Source organism: Nostoc sp. (assembly GCF_036919595.1).
Lineage (GTDB): Bacteria > Cyanobacteriota > Cyanobacteriia > Cyanobacteriales > Nostocaceae > Nostoc.
Genome location: NZ_JBALCO010000014.1, coordinates 44,710 through 58,620, shown reverse-complemented (window position 1 = coordinate 58,620; position 13,911 = coordinate 44,710). Strand labels below are relative to the sequence as shown.

Below are 13,911 nucleotides of genomic sequence, written 5' to 3'. Positions count from 1 at the left end.
TTTTTGATCTTTTTCTTCTGGATTCATGCTTGAACACTACCATCTTTCTTCCCTCATGGGAATATTCCTGACATTCCTACCTGGGCAGTTACAAAGATAAAATATTCTTGTTCAAGTCATAGTAGGGTAGGCATTGTAATGCCCACCCTACTATTTAACCTGTATTTTCAGTCAATTACAATCAGGATTTACGCAATAATGCAGTGAAAGCCTTGATTTACCGTAGGGGCAATTCATGATTTGCTCCTACATTTCGTACTTGATGCGTAAGTCCTAACAATTACAAAACACTGTAATTTAATTAGTGCCAGGTTGTGTTGGAATAATCGGTTGTGTCGGAACAATCGGTTGTGTTGGAACAATTGGTTGCGTTGGAACTGGGGTAGTTTCAAGACTTGGGCTTGAACCCGTAGGTATTATAGTCTGCGGTGTAGACGAAGATGAAGCACCAACAACACTATCACTAGCACTGATACAAGTATCTAACACCTGAGCAGGGGGAAGGTCGGTTTGACTACGCAAGCCAACTACACACTGGCCAAAGCGCACAGGCAATAAACTACGTCCACAGTAATCTAAAACTGCCGGATTAACTGCTTCCTTAGTACTTGAGCTGGCGCCAACTACACAGGTGGCTAACTCCTCAGGACGCCGGGCCTTCCCACAATAAGAAAGCGCATCTGTCGCGGCAATTTGGGTTTCCTTATTAATTTTAACCACGCAAGAAGCCAAATCCCTTGGACGCAGTGCCGCTGCACAACCTTGTGATGCAATTTCTGCCGTGACGCCCACTTTTAGGAGGCGACCCGCACAGACACTATAATCATTGCTGTAGGAGGCAGCAACAGCCATCTGAGGCAAGCTGGTTAACCATCCAGCTATAGCCAAAACTGATACTGTTAAAATCCTGGAGGTGGAACTGGCTTGTTTGTTCTTACCTCTATTAACCACTTTTTTGCTCTGTGACATTGCCATTCTCCAAACACCCAAGGTTATGCTAACTCAAATATTTTAAAAATCCTCTGCAATTAAAGAATTTCAGCGGCAGCAAGGTATAGACATAATTAATTATGCCTAAAATTGTGTTAATATAACTGTTTGAAAGATAAGTAAGCAACGTAAAAAGTATTTCAGAGTAAGAATACTGCGTAAACCAATCTGATGATTGAGTAGCCTACGAAACTAAATAAAAACAAAAAACTTATTGGCAGGAGTCCGGCGGGGCACGTCGGAATTCAGCCTTGGAAGCCAGTATGTCGGCTCTACCGACTTAAAGCAACTGGCGTATAAAGTTGATGCCTCTACTTTGGTAAGATACGTCTTGCCTTGGCAAGCAATTTCAAAAAACCAAGAATCCCTTGATGATAAATCAGGGGAATGTCAGAATGGAACGTCTGGGTAAAGTTTAAACAGGATTAGATTAAGGAAACTCATGTCCCGATATAGAGGGCCACGCCTCAGAATTGTACGCCGCTTGGGCGATTTACCAGGATTGACTCGTAAAAGCGCCAGACGCGCTTACCCACCAGGTCAGCATGGTCAGAACCGCAAGAAGCGCTCTGAGTACGCTATCCGTCTAGAGGAAAAGCAAAAGCTCCGCTTCAACTACGGTTTGACTGAAAAGCAATTGCTGCGCTATGTGCGGAAAGCCAGACGTGTTACTGGTTCTACTGGACAAGTGCTGCTGCAATTGCTAGAAATGCGCTTGGATAATACCGTTTTCCGCTTGGGTATAGCCCCGACTATCCCCGCAGCTCGTCAACTGGTGAATCACGGTCACGTAACTGTTAACGGTCGTGTGGTTAATATTGCCAGCTACCAATGCCGTCCTGGCGAAGTAATTGCAGTCAGGGATCGGGCACAATCACGCAAGTTGGTGGAAGCTAACTTGCAATATCCCGGTTTGGCCAACCTCCCCAGTCATTTGGAGTTTGACAAAAATAAGTTGGTTGGTAAAGTCAACAGTGTTATTGAAAGGGAATGGGTGGCATTACAAGTTAATGAACTACTTGTGGTGGAATACTACTCACGACAAGCGTAAGCAGTTAGGAGAGACGCGATTAATCGCGTTTGTACAGGAGTTATGAGTTATGAGTTGAAAGACGATAATTCCTAACTCCTCACTATTTTTATCCGCCAATTTGCGACATAGTTCGGGTATATGTACCTACAATGCCAGAATCGCGCTTTTTAAAATTAATTTCTGGCTTGATTTCGAGTAAATGCCTCACTTGCTCTTGTAATTGAGCGGTGCTGATACCAGAACGCAGAGCGGTTTTTAAATCTATTTGACCAGTTTCATTCAATAAACAGGGACGCAGCCAGCCATCGGCACTCAGGCGCATCCGGTTGCAACGATCGCAAAAACATTCTGACATTTGACTAATAAATCCCAGTGTCCCCTTCGCACCGGGAATTTTAAAGATATCAGCAGGTCCAGCACCACGAACTTCAGATTCTGTCAAGCCCCAATGGGCGCAGATTTGTTGTCGTAAATCGGCTGAAGATATCCAACCGCGATCGCCAAACAAATGCACATTACCAATGGGCATAAATTCAATAAATCGAACGTGCCACTGTTTGTCAATTGTCAAGGCGGCTAAATCTAAAACCTCGTGATCGTTGACGTCAGGAATTACCACTACATTCAACTTCAATGGGTCGAATCCGACGTTATGGGTAGCTTGAATCCCCTGCCAAACTTGTTGCCAACGAGAACGACCCTGATTACCGATAATTTGGTCAAAAATGTCGGGATCAAGAGAGTCAAGACTAATATTAATTCGTCGCAGACCTGCATTGTAAAGGTTTTGTGCCATCGGAGCCAGCAAAAACCCGTTGGTGGTCATTGAGAGGTCTTGAGTCTGGGGAAGAGTTGCGATCGCACTGACCAAATCCACCACACCGGGACGCAATAAGGGTTCACCCCCAGTCAAACGAAACTGATTAAAACCGACTGGAATAAATACCTCTTGAATTAAGGTGAGCAACTCCTCATCAGTCAACAGCTGTTGCTTGAGAATATAGTCCAGTTCTACTCCCTCTGGCATACAGTATTGACAACGAAAATTGCATCGATCGATTAAGCTAATGCGGAGGTAGTCTACCTGGTTCATCGTTTTATTTTTATTGTCTCTGATTAATTAAAGACTTCACCGAATTTTAGATTTTAGATTTTAAATTTTAGATAATGGAATTGAATAATTCAAAAGCGTTCGACTAAGCGCTCACGCCGTTCGCGTAGCGTTCCGCAGGAAAATCCAAAATTTAAAAAAGTTTGAAAGCAAGCAAATTTGAACGCGAGAACAAATCTAAAATTCTTGCTCGATAGCCCCTGAATTCATGCGACGTGGCTCAATCCAAAATCCAAGTTGCGCTGTCAGCGCACCAAAGGTGCGACCCTAAATCCAAAATTGAGTTCCACAGGTGGTTGACCTCTTCCTACTATATTTGTTGTAACTTAAAATACCGTACTCCCCCTTAAGTGAGAGTTCACAGATTGTGGCATAATAAGCCGATCGCATCCACTAGTTAGTCATCAATCGTGCAAGATACCGACTCCATCAACGACCTTGCTGCTGCTTTACAGCAGCCAGCAGATATTACCTTTGAACTGCCCGATCCAGAAGATGAACAGATTCTAGAGTCAGATTTTCAAGAGCAGCTAGAAATAGCTTGGCAGGTATGCGATCGCTTTGATTTGCAAACTGAAATCTGGCGGGGGCGAATTTTACGGGCTATCCGCGATAGAGAGAAAGTCGGTGGTGACGGACGCGGTACTGGCTTTCTGCGATGGCTAAAAGAGCGGGAAATCAGCAAAAGTCAAGCTTATGCCTGGATTCAATTGGCGAATAGTGCCGATACTCTGATCGAAGACGGTAAACTTGACCCAGGATCTGTGAACAACTTCAGTAAACGGGCTTTTGTTGAAACCTCCAAAGCATCGCCCCAAGTGCAACAGATGGTAAGTGAAGCTGCACAAAAAGGCGATCGCATCACCAGGCGGGAAGTGCGTCAACTTAACGATGAATGGACAGCCATGTCCTCAGATTTATTACCTGAAGCAGTTAAGGAAAAAGCAGCAGATAACACCCTTCCTCCACGCTACATCGCCCCACTGGTGAAGGAAATGGAAAAACTGCCAGAATCGCACCAAAAATTTATCCAAAAGGAAATTGCTGCTAATCCTGATATGGATACCCTTAAACAGGTAACTACAGAAGCGCGTAACTTGGCCAAATATCTCAAAGGGGCGGCTCAAGTCCAGGCGCTGACGAAGGAAGATGTTGATATTGAAACAGCCTTAGAAGAAGCGCAAAGAGTCGGCTGTTTGAGCATTGCTGCTGATTTGGTCAATCAAGCATCCCAAATTGAACAAACGATCGCTAAACTCTACATGACTTGGAAACGGATCAGTAATTTAGCAGATCGATTATATGTAGATACTGGCGCAAGTACACCCAATTTGCGATCGCTCCTCACTTGCTTGGAACCTCTGGGTGGTGAAATCATGGAATTGCAACTTAGTGGTGCGACTGAACACACTATTCGTTTGCAAATTCAGGAGACGAGTTAGGAGTATGATCTCATTTCCATGCTCCGCATGGAAATGCCCATCTGGAGACTCTTTCTCTAGTTCAATTCGGCAGATATAGCCATTTTCAATCCGGTGAGGTACAGGTATGCAAACAGATCTAACCCCCTTCCCGAAGCGGGAAGGGGGAAAAATTCAAAGCCTCTGACGCCACATCCAACAAGAGTGGCTCGCCGCACGCCAGTCGTGTTTCAAGTTGCTGCTGACTAGCGTAGGCGTAGCCCGCCGTAGGCATCGCTTATTCTTTTCCTACTTCCAACACTACATTTATTGTCTAATTTGTCAATGCGTAAGTTCTGTTAACTTTCCTTGCGTCTTTGTCAAAATTTTGAGATATTATATTGAAAAATTAATTCAGATAGAAACTTATGACAACCGAGCAAGAGCTTCAAACTCTTTTTAATACCTTAGATAGCGATCAAGACGGCAAAATATCCATTAATGATCTTTTTTTAAGTCCTGGTTTAAGTGCAATCATCTCATCAGAAACAAATACCACTAGTCCCCAGGAATTACTAGTAAATTATGATTCAGACAAAGACGGTAGTATTACCTTTGAAGAGTTAAAGGAAGCAGTTGAGCAAGCAAATAGTTTAAACTAGCAGTCAAAAAATAAAAGTATCAATACCCTATTGTCCTCATACCCTGTAAAGTGTGAGGGTAATTCTTATCATTGCCATTGATAATAAATGTCAAAAAGTGGGAAGGTAAGATATTTAATCTTTAAATTGATGATTGGAATCATTACATTTTCTCTTAGCCGTCTGGCTGCCTCCCGTCACTCGCACTCGCTACCACTGGGAAACGATAGAAGGAAACTTATCAGCACTCTTCCATAATTTGCTCACATCGACCTCATTAACAGATTTCTGTGGTTTCTTAGCTAAGTGACGACCGTAGGCATCGCTTATTCTTTTCTGAGTTTATACATTGCATTGATTGTCTCATCTGTCAATGCGTAAGTTATGTATATTTGCGATTTCGGCGATCGCATTTACGATTTTGGCGACTACATTTACGATTTTGGCGATGCCTACAGCTGGCTACGCCTACGCAATTGCTGATTGCATTCTATCCTAAAACAATTTCAGATCAAAGACCTTTAAGAGGTTTTACTATCAAAACCTGTCCCTCTCCAACTCAAAAGAGGAACAGGCTTGAACTTTAGTTTAAGATAGGGAGAGGTTTATCGAACTCATGTCTACTTAGCAGCGCAAGATGCAGTGTTGAGCCAAGAGTTATGAGGCGTCGCCGTGGGTATTTGAGCAACCAGAACCACGTTCCCGTTGGCATCTATAACCCACCCTTGGGCTTCCACAATTTGAGTAGGTTCATTGACAGAATTAACTTTCGGTGATTTTTTTTCTGTGTTTTGCTGTGCCTGAACAACCGCTCTTTTCGGAATACCGCCAGCACGATTCTGACTTTCTGGAGAGAGTGTGATCCAATCTGCCAGCACCGCATCATCAGCTATCAATGGTTGCGTGGGATCGGCTATTAGTCCTCCACGCCCAGTCCTAATAAATGAACTCCTGGCTATTTTTGTACGAGAATTACAATCAGCAACAATTTGCTGCGAAGCATCAACTAGATTTACGGGCAGTTCCACTAATCCCTTACTGGGGTCAGCATCTGGTGAGTTGATTTTGACTGTGCCACTTAATGAAGGGTTTTGCTGAGAAAATGCTGTGATGTCATTTGTTGGCAGCCTATTTGGGTCTAGTGGCTCTTTAGGGTTCAACAAACTCTCTAGGTCTGCACCGGTGCGGGTTACAAAACCATAGATGTTAGCAGTGATAGTGATTTTACCACCTGAGCCGAAGTTGGCGTTGGCAGTGATATCGTTATTATCTAAGGGAGCGGCAAGAAGGAAGCCATTTGGTGCATAGATGGTGATTTTACCGCCATCTCCATTAGCTCCTGCATTAGTGGATATTTGGCTATTGCGGCGCATTCGTAATAAGTCTCGCACCTGTAGCATAATATTCCCGCCCTTACCTGATTCACTATTAGATGTGAGACTTCCTTTATTGTCCAGAAGTATAGAGCTAGCGCTTACAGTTAGATCCCCTGCTGATCCTAGATTTGGTATCCCCCCTTGGTAGCTGAAAAACTGTGGAGGTGGATTAACTATACTGCTCACACTTATTTGAGCCTCATCCTTGACAATTAATTGTCCTGTGGTAATTGTTATTTGTCCGGCATCCCCGGAACCATTAGTAGAAGCAAACAAGCCAGTAGAAGCATCCCTTGCTGAAGTTCCATCTAGCTCTACGGATTCGGAGGCCTTCACACTTAAATTCCCTCCTTTTCCTGTAGCTAATATCACTTTTAAGTTATTTATATCTAATTTTCCAGAAGACTCTGTTGATATCTGTGCCCCATTTTTGATACGCAACTTACCAGTGTTGATCGTTATGTCACCAGCCTTTCCAGCAGCACCAGTTGAAGTAAACAATCCACTATGAGAAGTATTGGTATTGCCATTTTTATCTTGCGTAGTAAAGCTACCGGTCAAATCCACAGACTCAGAGGTATATACGTTCAAATTTCCCGCCGCACCCTTACCCTGAGTAGAAGTTATTACTTGTGCGCCATCACTAACAATTAATTTCCTAGAGGTAATGTTTATGTCACCACCATCTCCCTCACCCTGAGTTTGACTTACCAAGCGAAAACGAATTAGTTCCACGGTCTTTCCCTGTATCTGGATACTACCGCCACGTTGATCACTACCATTATTACCACTCAAATCACCACTAACATCTACTATAGATGGAGGGTCAGAACCAACAGTTCGCGCGATAAGTTCAATGTTCTGGAAATCTTGGACATCTTTATATCTCAAGACCCAACCTTGGTCTGTTGGGTTTAGACTGACCAGACTATTGGCAGCAACACTTCCTAATTCAATTCTTCCCGATGGTGCTGTCAAATTTCCATCCTCTAAAATTATGTTACCACCTACAAGTGCCAAGGTTTTGCCTTGCGACACCTGTAGACCAGGGGGTTTTCCTAAGACATTAGTTGTTTTGCCATCTGGACTGGGTGCTTGGGATTGATTGTGGATGTCAGCAGCAGTTGGCCCGAATTGTAAACCAATGGGAACACTTACTGTCAGCAGGGGTGTAGTTTGGAAATCTGTAACGCTAAATTTAGTCCCATCGGCAAAGCTCAGACTAGCCGCCGTACTCGCTACAAATGAACCCCCGATGTTTAAAGAAGCATTGCGACGGAAAATAATCCCATTGGGATTAATTAGAAACAAGTTGGCTTGGTCATTAGCTTTTATAATGCCATCAATATCAGAAATAGACTTACCTGTTACCCGACTGATAATGTTTTGAATACCTGCCGCATTATTAAAGTGGGCTGTCGTTCCAGGGAGTATAGAAAACTGTTCAAAACTGTGGAACAAGTTAGTACCACGAATTGCTCCACCATCGATCTTGTCAGTAGGCTGTCCATTGATTAGCTCACGTGTAACAACTGAGCTTTCCGATCCTAGAGTGTGATCCTCTATAATTTGGGCAAAGGCACAACTTCTAGAGAAGGCAAGTGTTCCAGCAATTGCTAAAGCACTCACTAGCCCTAAATTCCAGCACCAATCTCTTCGGCTTTGAGACATTACACAATTTGCACTCCAAAAAACAATAGTTTATTAGACTTGTCGCTTTATGAAAAATTTGTGTCTGAAACCCTTTCCCTGTCTGGCTAAAAAAATTAAAAAACCTTATTAGGCGATCAGTCTATTAAAATCAGCCCTTTCAAAGTGCAAGTTTAAAGCTTAAGGTTTCCTTCGTTTTTTTCCGTTTATTTTTAGTATGAAAATTTTTAAGTTATAAACACACGTAGACACGAAGTGACTTGCCGCAGGCTAAAGTGTGAAGGTAAAATACTGAAATTTATGTCCTACTTTCAGTATTTTACCCACTTTGAAAAGGCTAGTTTATTGCGAAATACTGCTCATTACTAATCTCGGATAATGATCCTCTGAGATTACTCTGTAACCTAACTAGTAAAGCACCGCAGAAATATGGATACTATTCAAAACAAAGCAATAGCTATAGAATAAAAATATTCTGAATTATTACTTTTGCTTTATAGTAATAGTAAGTGCAAAAATCAGTATTTTCTCCTCTCATTTGCTGATTTAAAATTAAAAACAAATTTCTTGAAATTATTTACATGAGAATGGACTTTCTATGGATATGTAACACAACCTCCGTTAACCACCCAGCACTGCAATTGCCGTTTATTCTGGCCTAGAGCTTCAGGCAAGAATTCCTGATGTTGCTGGTCTGCAATAACATCATTAGATTGCATTTTAGATAAGTCTATACTGTACTGAATTGTCAAGATTTTATCTTTTAGAATACCATATTTTTCGAGTACATTGCTAAGATTGGAGTTATTCAAAATCTTGCTTATTTCCTGTTGAATCTCGTCTTGTAAATGCTGTAGTTTTTGAGGTTCAATGACTGCTTGCTGTGAAGTTTGAGATTCCATAAATTTTGCTCTCCTTGCAGATTGGTAAATGCGTAAACTTGTCTTGTGATGTACTAAATTAACCTGAGTTTGATTAGTACAGTTTGGCAACAAACGAATCAATGATATACAGTCTAGAGTGGCACGAAAGCATTAGGTTTCTAAAGCTCTTGTGAACTCCGATAATTATGACTTCAGCTTGGCTAGTAATAATTACGTATTGTGTTACAAAACTTCATATATTTCTGTTGGATTTCCTTAAAGCATTTATAAATGTGGCTACTGACTGTTGACCACTTAAGAGGATTGAGTCATTAATACCTCCTCAACTTTCACACTCTGCTTACGATTTGGATAAACCCACAAGCTAAAGCCTTACCATTACTCATTTCATCTTTCTCATCCCGCCAGAAAATTAAATATGTTTTTTGTGTGGGCGTTTAGGATGATGGAATCTGCAATACCTTTCCTGCGGAACGCTACGCAAACCGTGGGTTACGCCAACGCACCCACAGCTTAAATTTATTACAAGGGGCGATCGCTTATACAAAGGTCATTTCAGCGATGTCTACGACGGGCTATGCCAACGCACCCATAGCTGAGTTTAGTAGGAGGTGCGATCGCATTAACAAAAATTACGAGAATCTCAATTTTTAATTAGCAGCGCAAGATGCAGTGTTGAGCCAAGAGTTATGGGGCGTCGCCGTGGGTACTTGAGCAACCAGAACCACGTTCCCATTAGCATCTATAACCCACCCTTGGGCTTCCACAATTTGAATAGGTTCATTGACAGAATTAACTTTCTGTGATTTTACTTCTGTGTTTCGCTGCGCCTGAACAACCGCTCTTTTCGGAATACCGTCGGCACGATTCTGACTTTCTGGAGAGAGTGTGATCCAATCTGCCAGCACCGCATCATCAGCTATCAATGGCTGTGTGGGATCGGCTATTAGTCCTCCACGCCCAGTCCTAATAAATGAACTCCTGGCTATTTTTGCACCAGAATTACAATCAGCAACAATTTGCTGCGAAGCATCAACCAGATTTACGGGTAGTTCCACTAATCCCCTACTAGGGTCAGCATCTGGTGAGTTGATTTTGACTGTGCCATTTAATGAAGGGTTTTGCTGAGAAAACGCCGTAATGTCATTTGTTGGCAGGTTATTCGGGTTTTTTTCGCCTGTTGGATCAAGCTTCTCTACGTCTGCACCTGTGCGTGGCACAAAACCAAATATGTTCTTAGCGGTGATTGTGATTTTACCACCAGAGCCAGAGAAGGCATTGGCAGTGATATCACTATTTCCAAAGGGAGGCGCGACGATGAAGCCATTGGTTGCATTGATGATGATATTACCGCCATCTCCACTAAGCCTTGCTGTACCTGCGTTAGTGGTTATTTTACTTTCGCGGCGCATCAATAATAAGTTCTGCACCTGTAGCGTAATATTCCCGCCTTTACCAGACTCACTATTAGATGTGAGTTTCCCTTTATTGTCCAGAAGTATGGAACGAGCGGTTATATTTAAATCGCCTGCTTTCCCTAAGTTATTTGGATCTCCGATATATATTACATTTTTTCTCGCTTGGCTGCTCACAGTTATTGCAGCCCCATCCTTGATAATCAACTGCCCTGTAGTTAAAGTCAAGTTTCCGCCATCTCCAGGCCCTTCAGTTCCAGAAAATAAGCCACTGAGCTTAGAACCATTTGGTGAGGTTCCAATTAGTTCTACTGATTCAGAGGCGTTTACCGTCAAGTTTCCTGCTTTTCCTGTATTTGCTGGTGTAAGTTCGTTAAGAATATACTCATATACCCCTTCAGAGCTTGTTGATATTCTTGCCCCTCCTTGGATACGCAACTTTCCAGTATTAATTGTGATGCTGCCAGCGTTTTTATCGCCATAAGTTGCACTAAATAATCCACTGGATATTAAATCACTACCATCTCGGAAGAGAGGAATGGAGGTGCCGCCGATTAGTTCTACGGAATCTGAGGCGTTTATGGTCAATTGACCATACAATTGTCCTCCATCTCTAACGACTAACTTTTTAGTAGTGACATTTATGTTTCCAGAGTTTACGGTGGAGAAACTCTGAGTAAGCAGTTGGGCATCTTGCTCAACTACTACAGAGTCTGAGGCGTTCAGTGTCACATTCCCCCCTGACTGATCTTGCGAAGGATAAACTAGAATTACGAAACTGCCAGCTATCCGTACAAGCTTCCCTTGCATCTGGATATTGCCACCACTTTCTCCATGAGTATCGATGGTGGATGAAGTTTGGTTCGATTTGATTAATTCGATGTTCTGGAAATTTGGAACACCTTTATATCCAAATCCCCAACCTTGGTTCGTTGGGCTTAAACTGACCAGACTATTACCAGCGACACTTCCTAACTCAACGCTTCCGTCGTTTGCTGTGATATTTCCTCCATCTAGCGTTATATCACCGCCGATGAGTGCCAAGGTTTTGCCTTGCTGCACCTGTAGACCAACGCCTTGTCTAAAGATATTAACTGCCCCATCTGGTTGTGCTTGGGATTGATTGCGGATGGGAGCCGCAGTTGTTCCGAATTGTAAACCAATGGGAACACTTACTGTCAGCAGGGGTGTAGTTTGAGGAGATATAGCACAAAATTTTGTCCCATCAGCAAAGTTCAAGCTACTCGCCGTACTGACCACAAATGAACCGCCGATATTTAAAGAAGCATTTGACCCAAAAACAATGCCGTTAGGATTAATCAGAAACAGGTTGGCTGTGCCCTTAGCTTTCAGAATGCCATCTATATTGGAAATAGAATTGCCTGTTACCCGACTGATGATGTTTTGAATATCTTTTGCATTGTTAAAGTAGGCTGTCCTTCCCGCAGAGACAGAAAACTGTTCAAAGCTGTGGAATAAGTTTGTACCACGAACTGCCCCACCATCAATCTGGTCTGTAGGCTGACCATCGATTAGTTTTGGTGTAATGATTGAACTTTCAGATCCAAGTGTGCCATCCTTTTGTATTTGGGCTAAGGCAAAACTCTCAAAGAAAGTCAGCACTCCAGCAATTGCTAAAGTACTGACTATCCCTAACTCCCAGCACCAACTGCTTCGGTATCGAAACATCACAAACTTGCACCTAAAAAATAAGAGTATATCTAAATACTGCTCCTTGCTAATTAGGTAGAGTCATACTTGAGATTATCTCTGTAGCCTAATTAGTAAATGCAAAGTTCAGGATTTTTATACTCACTAGAATAAACTCTTTAGAGGTCATTTATAAAGTAAAAATAAAGTTACTCTTGGGGAGCCAGTGCATTGCTGTACTCAAAAGAGTTGTAGCAACTGGTGAACCAGCGCACCCAAGTTGGTTTCCTTAGATTTGCTTTATAAATGGTTTCTTATAGTCCGAAGACTAAATTATTTAGCAGTTACAGCCAAGAGGGCTGCCAGTTGGGCAAGGGACACACCAGGAATTTTGCATTAGTACAATTTCCTGTTCTGTGCCTGCATTACCAGATTTGATTTTATTTGGATCAAGATTGCACTGCCACTGAACTACCAGAGCTCTATCATCTAATACTCCGTACTTCTCAAGCACTGCATATAAGCCAGCGTTATTAACGCTTTCAAGCAGTTTCTGTTGAACTTCGTCTTGTAACTGCTGTAATGTTTCAGGGTTCATGACTATTTCCATTTCCTACAGGATGTGTATAATTGTTGCTTCAGCTTGGCTAATAATAATTACGCCTAGTGTCACAAAACTTAATATTTAACTGCTGGATTTCCTCTAGGCATTGCTGATCTATAAGGGACTTCCAAATAAAAAAATATCTAACTACTTCTTGCGGGGTGAAGAGAAGTCTGAGTGGCGGAAATCTTTGCTCAAACTTTCCGCAAAATCTAAAATTCGGACAGCTTCCCCGACTAATTCTTAATCCCCGTGGTAGCAATACCCTGAATAAACTGACGCTGACCGATGAGAAATAGTACCATCACTGGAACTGTCGCGATTGTCACCGCTGCCATCATCAAGGGCCAATTATTCGTAAATTGCTCTTGAAACTCTGCCAACGCCAGCTGCACCGTCCTTAATTCGGGACGTGTGGTAAACACTAAAGGCTTAAACAAATCATTCCATTCGCCGATGAAGGTGAACAAAAACAGCGTTACCAAAGCCGGACGGGCTAAAGGTAACATCACTCGCCACAAAATTTGCAGTCGGTTCGCCCCATCTATGGCTGCGGCTTCCTCTAACTCCACCGGAATTGTCTGGAAATACTGACGTAACAAGAAAATCCCAAAGCCGTTGACAGCAGTGGGTAAAATCAGCGCCCCATAGGTATTTATCAAGTGTCCCCACTTCAAAACAGAAAAGATCGGAATCACCAATAACTGAAAGGGAATCACCAAAGTTGCTAAAACGACCAATAGCAGTGCTTGGCGTCCCCGAAACTTTAGCCGTGCTAAGGCGTAACCAGCCAAAGCAGAAGTGACAATCTGAAACGCCGTCACAGCGATCGCTACCAAGGTAGAATTAGCAAACGCCAGCAAAAATTTTCCCTGTTGCCATGCAACGCGGTAATTAGCTAAAGACCAGTTATTTTTGGATAAATTTCCCAGACTGGCGGCGGTTGGTGCAAAGGAGGTGAGAAAGACCACAAACAGCGGGAGTAGAACGATAAATGCCCCTAGCAGTAAAACTACTAGGCTCAAAAAATCCCCAGATTTCAGATTCGGGTTTGGTTTGGACATTACTTGAACTGCAAAGCATTTATTTCGCTAGTACTAGAGCATTGCCCCCAGCAACAATTAATCTATAAACATAGTCTACTTGTTAAGTTAAAT

At 42.6% G+C, this 13,911-nt stretch carries 12 protein-coding genes; 4 read left to right on the top strand and 8 right to left on the bottom strand.

Annotation, left to right across the window (positions count from 1 at the left end; all coding sequences use genetic code 11):
* Positions 1-297: 297 nt before the first annotated feature.
* The gene (locus V7K21_RS02035) at positions 298-969 is read right to left on the bottom strand and encodes a hypothetical protein (protein ID WP_442948841.1); all 672 of its coding nucleotides are present in this window, start codon (positions 967-969) and stop codon (positions 298-300) included.
* Positions 970-1,204: 235 nt separating this feature from the next.
* Here V7K21_RS02035 and V7K21_RS02030 point away from each other — a divergent pair, with 235 nt between their 5' ends.
* Complete coding sequence (locus tag V7K21_RS02030) at positions 1,205-1,402, top strand: hypothetical protein (RefSeq protein WP_335171155.1); 198 nt, start codon at positions 1,205-1,207, stop codon at positions 1,400-1,402.
* A 30-nt stretch (positions 1,403-1,432) separates the two neighbouring features.
* A complete protein-coding gene (rpsD, locus tag V7K21_RS02025; protein WP_012408407.1) occupies positions 1,433-2,041 on the top strand; it encodes a 30S ribosomal protein S4 in 609 nt (202 codons plus the stop codon).
* Positions 2,042-2,129: 88 nt separating this feature from the next.
* Here rpsD and moaA read toward each other — a convergent pair whose 3' ends face one another.
* On the bottom strand, positions 2,130-3,116 hold the full coding sequence (moaA, locus tag V7K21_RS02020) for a GTP 3',8-cyclase MoaA (protein ID WP_335171154.1): 987 nt from the start codon (positions 3,114-3,116) through the stop codon (positions 2,130-2,132).
* Between the two features lie 428 nt (positions 3,117-3,544).
* Between moaA and V7K21_RS02015 the strand changes: the two genes are divergently transcribed.
* Entirely contained in the window at positions 3,545-4,576 is a 1,032-nt protein-coding gene (locus tag V7K21_RS02015; RefSeq protein ID WP_335171153.1) for a hypothetical protein, read from the top strand.
* Between the two features lie 118 nt (positions 4,577-4,694).
* Here the strand turns inward: V7K21_RS02015 and V7K21_RS02010 are convergent, their stop codons facing one another.
* Positions 4,695-4,829: a hypothetical protein gene (locus tag V7K21_RS02010; protein ID WP_335171152.1), complete on the bottom strand. Its 135-nt coding sequence runs from the start codon at positions 4,827-4,829 to the stop codon at positions 4,695-4,697.
* Between the two features lie 133 nt (positions 4,830-4,962).
* Here V7K21_RS02010 and V7K21_RS02005 point away from each other — a divergent pair, with 133 nt between their 5' ends.
* Positions 4,963-5,196, top strand: coding sequence for an EF-hand domain-containing protein (locus V7K21_RS02005; RefSeq protein WP_273765141.1), 234 nt, complete (start codon positions 4,963-4,965; stop codon positions 5,194-5,196).
* A gap of 599 nt (positions 5,197-5,795) precedes the next feature.
* On the opposite strand, the gene V7K21_RS02000 is transcribed toward V7K21_RS02005, so the two are convergent.
* The 5 genes from V7K21_RS02000 to V7K21_RS01980 form a co-directional block, all read right to left on the bottom strand.
* A complete protein-coding gene (locus V7K21_RS02000; RefSeq protein ID WP_335171151.1) occupies positions 5,796-8,222 on the bottom strand; it encodes a filamentous hemagglutinin N-terminal domain-containing protein in 2,427 nt (808 codons plus the stop codon).
* Positions 8,223-8,797: 575 nt separating this feature from the next.
* Complete coding sequence (locus V7K21_RS01995) at positions 8,798-9,103, bottom strand: hypothetical protein (protein WP_335171150.1); 306 nt, start codon at positions 9,101-9,103, stop codon at positions 8,798-8,800.
* 632 nt (positions 9,104-9,735) lie between these two features.
* A complete protein-coding gene (locus V7K21_RS01990; RefSeq protein WP_335171149.1) occupies positions 9,736-12,189 on the bottom strand; it encodes a two-partner secretion domain-containing protein in 2,454 nt (817 codons plus the stop codon).
* A gap of 298 nt (positions 12,190-12,487) precedes the next feature.
* A complete protein-coding gene (locus V7K21_RS01985) occupies positions 12,488-12,748 on the bottom strand; it encodes a hypothetical protein (protein ID WP_335171148.1) in 261 nt (86 codons plus the stop codon).
* A 242-nt stretch (positions 12,749-12,990) separates the two neighbouring features.
* Complete coding sequence (locus V7K21_RS01980) at positions 12,991-13,818, bottom strand: carbohydrate ABC transporter permease (RefSeq protein WP_335171147.1); 828 nt, start codon at positions 13,816-13,818, stop codon at positions 12,991-12,993.
* Positions 13,819-13,911 lie beyond the last annotated feature (93 nt).

Excerpts from the sequence above, each read along its gene's own strand:
- V7K21_RS01990 (WP_335171149.1), bottom strand. The coding sequence starts at position 12,189 with ATGTTTCGATACCGAAGCAGTTGGTGCTGGGAGTTAGGGATAGTCAGT.
- V7K21_RS01980 (WP_335171147.1), bottom strand. The coding sequence starts at position 13,818 with ATGTCCAAACCAAACCCGAATCTGAAATCTGGGGATTTTTTGAGCCTA.
- V7K21_RS01985 (WP_335171148.1), bottom strand. The coding sequence starts at position 12,748 with ATGAACCCTGAAACATTACAGCAGTTACAAGACGAAGTTCAACAGAAA.
- moaA (WP_335171154.1), bottom strand. The coding sequence starts at position 3,116 with ATGAACCAGGTAGACTACCTCCGCATTAGCTTAATCGATCGATGCAAT.
- V7K21_RS02005 (WP_273765141.1), top strand. The coding sequence starts at position 4,963 with ATGACAACCGAGCAAGAGCTTCAAACTCTTTTTAATACCTTAGATAGC.
- rpsD (WP_012408407.1), top strand. The coding sequence starts at position 1,433 with ATGTCCCGATATAGAGGGCCACGCCTCAGAATTGTACGCCGCTTGGGC.
- V7K21_RS02010 (WP_335171152.1), bottom strand. The coding sequence starts at position 4,829 with ATGCCTACGGCGGGCTACGCCTACGCTAGTCAGCAGCAACTTGAAACA.
- V7K21_RS02000 (WP_335171151.1), bottom strand. The coding sequence starts at position 8,222 with ATGTCTCAAAGCCGAAGAGATTGGTGCTGGAATTTAGGGCTAGTGAGT.
- V7K21_RS02035 (WP_442948841.1), bottom strand. The coding sequence starts at position 969 with ATGTCACAGAGCAAAAAAGTGGTTAATAGAGGTAAGAACAAACAAGCC.
- V7K21_RS01995 (WP_335171150.1), bottom strand. The coding sequence starts at position 9,103 with ATGGAATCTCAAACTTCACAGCAAGCAGTCATTGAACCTCAAAAACTA.